Source organism: Deinococcus sp., assembly GCF_030523985.1.
Lineage (GTDB): Bacteria > Deinococcota > Deinococci > Deinococcales > Deinococcaceae > Deinococcus.
Genome location: NZ_JAUNHK010000109.1, coordinates 1 through 4,090 on the forward strand (window position 1 = coordinate 1; position 4,090 = coordinate 4,090).

Consider the following 4,090-nt stretch of genomic DNA (forward strand, 5'->3'; position numbering starts at 1 on the left):
TGATTGACCCCCAGGCCGTGTTCGTGGCGTCGCGGAATGCCGAGGTCACGTGCTACTGGTGCAACAAGGTACTGCAGGCCTGCGACGGTCGGAGGACGCTGGTCCAGGTGAGTGAACTGCTGCATTTGCCGCTGGCCGTGTGCCTCAAGGTGGCGGGCCGGGCACAGGAAAGAGGTTGGATCAAGGTCAAGGCTCCTGGGCAAGTGACGCTTTGGAAGACTTTGCTGGCTACGCTGGGCGAGGACGGCGAAGCACTTCTGCGTCAGGCTGCCCGGATGAGCCGCTGCGAACCGGGTCAGATTCCGACCCAGGAAGTCGGTCATTTTCTCATTGCGCTGGAGTTGCTGCTGCCTGAAGCCCAGCGCTTGGGCGTCATCCCGACCCTTGACCGCTTGCGCGAGCAGTACGCCTGCGCCACTCGGAAGCGCTGACCCCGACGCTGCGAGGCGCTTGTCAGTCGCTTCCCGGCAGGCGGCGCACGGGCAGACGCACCCAGTTGTGCCGCGACACCCAGCGCAGCAGCAGCACCAACGCCACCCCACTCAGTTGTGCCCGAAAAGGGCCGAGCGAGGCGTGTAGCAGCCACACGGTCAGCGCCCCGCCCGCCGCCGCCGTCGCGTAGAGTTGTTCGCGGCGATACATCACCTCGGGCACCTCGTTGGCGATCAGGTCGCGGATGATGCCGCCGCCCACGCCGCTGAGCATTCCGGCAAAGACCACCCCCAGCGGCCCCAGACCGATTTTGATGGCCCCCAGTGCCCCCGAAGTGGCGAACACCGCCAGCCCCACCGAGTCGAACAAGCTGAGCGTGCGCTCGAAGCGGGCCAGCCGCTCCCCGAAGGCGAAGCCCAGGGCCGCACCGAGCAGCGCCGTCCACAGGTAGGTTTCGTCGCGCAGAAAGAGGGGTGGGGTCTGCCCGGTCAGGGTGTCGCGTATCGCCCCGCCCCCCACCGCCGTCACGCAGCCCAGCACCAGCACGCCGAACAGGTCGAACCGCTTGCGAACCGCCAGCAGCGCCCCCGACATGGAAAAAGCCAGGATGCCCAGCAGGTCCAGGGCTTGCAGGCCCCGCTGCAACTCAGCCGGAGAAAGGCTCAGGTCTGGCACGGCTTTACCCTCACGGCGCCCACTCTAGCGAGTCTGGCACGCCGGGGCGAGCATGTGGTATACTCCCCGCTGTTGTCTCGCCTGCCCCGGCCACGCCGGATGCAAACCCAGCGAGAAGAAGGCCCCGGCGGGACGCGCCGAGCGGCTCCCCCAGGAGAAAAGATATGGCTAAGCACCCCGTTCCCAAGAAGAAGACCAGCAAGAGCAAGCGCGACATGCGCCGCAGCCACCACGCGCTGACCGCACCCAACCTGACCGAGTGCCCCCAGTGCCAGGCCAAGAAGCTCAGCCACCACATCTGCCCCAGCTGCGGCTACTACGATGGCCGTCAGGTGTTGGCCGTCTGAACCGAGGCCCCGACCTCTAGACCCCCCGTCCTGGGGGGCTTTTTTTGTGCAGTTCAGGGAAATATAAAAATTTTCACGCTGTTCGCTCATGGCGGTGGGTTCAAAAGCTCACAGGATTTTTCTAGCCTGTAAGACGCTCGGGCCAAGAGGCCCCAGGAGGAAGCCATGAAAGCATTCATTGTCGCCGCCGCCCTGCTCTCGGGCATGGCTCTGGCCGAACAGCCCACCTTTACTACGCCCGACGGCATCGTGGTCAAGGAGGACCTGCCCGGCGCTTTCCGGGGCAACCCCAACTCCGACAAGCCCGGCAACGCCAAGAAGACCTACATCTGCCACGCCACCAGCGCGGTGGACAACAACGGGTTCCTGGTGCTGCATGTGGGCAACCCCGCTGCGGCGGCCCACCTCGCCCACGAACATGCGACCGCCGAAGAACATGGTCAGGGCAAGGCCAAGCGCGACGGCGTGGGCCGCGTCATCACGACCGACTGCGTGGACGAGCGCCCCACCTGAACTCCGAACCTCTGACGGAGAAGTCCCCGGCAGGCCACAGCGGCTACCGGGGATTTTTGCGCTTTCTGCGCGGTTACAGCCCTTCGGGGGCGAGCAGCAACGGTTCTTCGGCCTCGAAGGGTTCGGCGTATTTGACGCGTAGCAGCGTGCCCCAGTAGGTCAGCCGCCCCCGGCGACGTTCCACGATTTCGGGGGTCACCGTTTCGGAAACGTAGCCGCCGCCGAACTGCGAACGGTGCGCGTGAATGGCCCGTTCCCAGTCGTCCTGCACGTCCCCGACGTCCACCAACACGTTGGCGCGGATGTCCGAGTTGCCCTGATAGAGCAGCACGCGCTGGACCCGCCAGGACTCACCGTCCAGGTCGGCCTTTTTCAGCGCGGCGAGGTGAATGGCCCGTTTGGTCAGGTGGTAGGTGCCGAAGTGGTCGGGGTGGCGGTCCTGGTGGTGGGGCACGACCAGCACGCGGGGGCGCACGGTACGCAGCGCGGCGGCGAGGGCGTGGGCAAAGGGCGGGGTGTCGGCCAGTTCGCCGTCGGGCAGGCCCAGCTGTCCGCGCCAGCGCAGGCCCATGATGCGGGCGGCGTCCACGCACTCGGCCTGACGCTGCTCGGGGGTGCCCTGGGTGCCACGCTCGCCCCGCGTCAGTTCCAGAATCCCCACCGCTTTGCCCGCCCGTGCCAGCCGAATCAGCGTGCCGCCCGCGCCGATTTCGGCGTCGTCGGGGTGCGGGGCCAGACACAGCCAGTCGAGCGCCCCGGTCTCGCCGTACACGGTTTGCAGCGGGTAAGAGGGCTGGGTCATAGTTCCAGCTTGTCCTTGAATTCGCGCAATACTTCGGCGCTCCTGTCCAGTTTTTGCTGCTCGTCTTCGGTGAGGCGGGGGTGCAGCGTGGACAGAATGCCCTGCGCCCCCACGATGCGCGGCAGGCTGAGGCTGACGCCGTAGTCGGGCGTGGGCGCACTGACGGTCAGGATGGAGCGGCGGTCTTTGAGGACGCCCTCGGCAATGCGGGCCAGGGCCGCCCCGATGCCGTAGTAGGTCGCCCGCTTGCCCTCAATGATGCTGGCGGCGGCGTGGCGCGTACCCTTGTCAATTTCGGCGCGAACCTGGGCATTCCAGGGGAGGTTCTGGGCCTTCATGAAGTCGCGCACAGGCATTCCCGCCACTGTCGCGCTGCTCCAGGCCAGCACCTCCGAATCGCCGTGTTCGCCCAGCACGTAGCCGTGGGCGTGGGTGCCGTCTACCCCGGCGTGCTGCGCCATCAGGTGACGGAAGCGGGCGCTGTCGAGCACCGTGCCGGAGCCGATGACCGGCTGGTTCGGCGCGAGGTGGGTGGTCAGGTCGGTGAGCAGGTCCACCGGGTTGGTGGCGACCAGCAGCACCGCGTCGGGTGCAGCCTTCGAGATCTGCGGGATGATTTCGTGGAAGATGGCGGCGTTTTTTTCCAGCAGGTCGAGGCGGCTTTCGCCCGGTTTCTGGTTGGCCCCGGCGGTGACGACCACCACTCTGGCCCCGGCCAGTTCGCTGTAATCGCCGTGCCAGACGCGGGTGCCGTGGCTGACGGGCGAGGCGTGGGCGATGTCCTCGGCCTCGGCCTGCGCCCGCTCCATGTCCTTGTCCACCATCACCAGTTCGCTGCACGACCCACGCAGCACCATCGCGTAGGCCGCCGTAGAGCCGACAAAGCCCGTGCCGACGACGCCGACTTTCATCCTTGACCGTCCAGGCGCACGCACAGCACCGGAACCGTGCTGCGGCTGACCAATTTTTCGGCGCTGCTGCCGACAAAAAAGTGTTCCAGTGCGCCCTGGTCGTGGGTGCCGACCACAATCAGGTCTGCGCCCCAGGTGCGGGCAGCGTCGAGCAGGCCCGTCACCGGGTCGCCCACCAGCAGTTCGGTTTCCTCGCCGGGCTGCACCACCTGGGCCAGTCGGCTGGAATCGGCGCTTTCCAGGGTCTGGAGCAGTGTGGGGTCGGGCAGCACCGGGGTCAGGCCGCCCATCACGTCGGGGGCAGCCACGGCGCGGGCGTCGGTGACGTGCGCGAGGCGGCGCTGCGCTCCGGGGAAACGGGCGCGGGCCACCTCCAGCGCGTGCAGCGACGCGGGCGAGAAGTCGATGCC

The 4,090-nt window shown here is 67.3% G+C and carries 7 protein-coding genes; 3 read left to right on the plus strand and 4 right to left on the minus strand.

Annotated features, from left to right (window positions below):
* Positions 1-431 (plus strand): hypothetical protein (locus tag Q4C89_RS12695; RefSeq protein WP_368493240.1); only part of this gene is annotated, 431 nt, incomplete at its 5' end.
* 22 nt (positions 432-453) lie between these two features.
* Here Q4C89_RS12695 and Q4C89_RS12700 read toward each other — a convergent pair.
* Entirely contained in the window at positions 454-1,107 is a 654-nt protein-coding gene (locus Q4C89_RS12700; protein ID WP_303102990.1) for a trimeric intracellular cation channel family protein, read from the minus strand.
* Positions 1,108-1,271: 164 nt separating this feature from the next.
* Between Q4C89_RS12700 and rpmF the strand changes: the two genes are divergently transcribed.
* Positions 1,272-1,454: a 50S ribosomal protein L32 gene (rpmF, locus tag Q4C89_RS12705; RefSeq protein WP_303102991.1), complete on the plus strand. Its 183-nt coding sequence runs from the start codon at positions 1,272-1,274 to the stop codon at positions 1,452-1,454.
* Positions 1,455-1,619: 165 nt separating this feature from the next.
* Positions 1,620-1,967 carry a hypothetical protein gene (locus Q4C89_RS12710; protein ID WP_303102992.1) on the plus strand — a complete coding sequence of 116 codons (348 nt, stop codon included), beginning with the start codon at positions 1,620-1,622 and terminating at the stop codon, positions 1,965-1,967.
* A 73-nt stretch (positions 1,968-2,040) separates the two neighbouring features.
* Here Q4C89_RS12710 and bshB1 read toward each other — a convergent pair whose 3' ends face one another.
* The 3 genes from bshB1 to Q4C89_RS12725 form a co-directional block, all read right to left on the minus strand.
* Positions 2,041-2,769 (minus strand): bacillithiol biosynthesis deacetylase BshB1, encoded by a 729-nt coding sequence (gene bshB1 / locus Q4C89_RS12715; protein WP_303102993.1) that lies wholly within the window; start codon positions 2,767-2,769, stop codon positions 2,041-2,043.
* Positions 2,766-3,680 carry an L-lactate dehydrogenase gene (locus Q4C89_RS12720; protein ID WP_303102994.1) on the minus strand — a complete coding sequence of 305 codons (915 nt, stop codon included), beginning with the start codon at positions 3,678-3,680 and terminating at the stop codon, positions 2,766-2,768. The genes bshB1 and Q4C89_RS12720 overlap by 4 nt, the downstream gene beginning before the upstream one ends.
* A partial coding sequence (locus tag Q4C89_RS12725) for a universal stress protein (protein ID WP_303102995.1) occupies positions 3,677-4,090 on the minus strand: 414 nt, incomplete at its 5' end. The genes Q4C89_RS12720 and Q4C89_RS12725, both read right to left, overlap by 4 nt.

Bases quoted from the DNA above. Each gene is read 5' to 3' on its own strand.
- bshB1 (WP_303102993.1), bottom strand. From the start codon at position 2,769: ATGACCCAGCCCTCTTACCCGCTGCAAACCGTGTACGGCGAGACCGGG.
- Q4C89_RS12720 (WP_303102994.1), bottom strand. From the start codon at position 3,680: ATGAAAGTCGGCGTCGTCGGCACGGGCTTTGTCGGCTCTACGGCGGCC.
- rpmF (WP_303102991.1), top strand. From the start codon at position 1,272: ATGGCTAAGCACCCCGTTCCCAAGAAGAAGACCAGCAAGAGCAAGCGC.
- Q4C89_RS12710 (WP_303102992.1), top strand. From the start codon at position 1,620: ATGAAAGCATTCATTGTCGCCGCCGCCCTGCTCTCGGGCATGGCTCTG.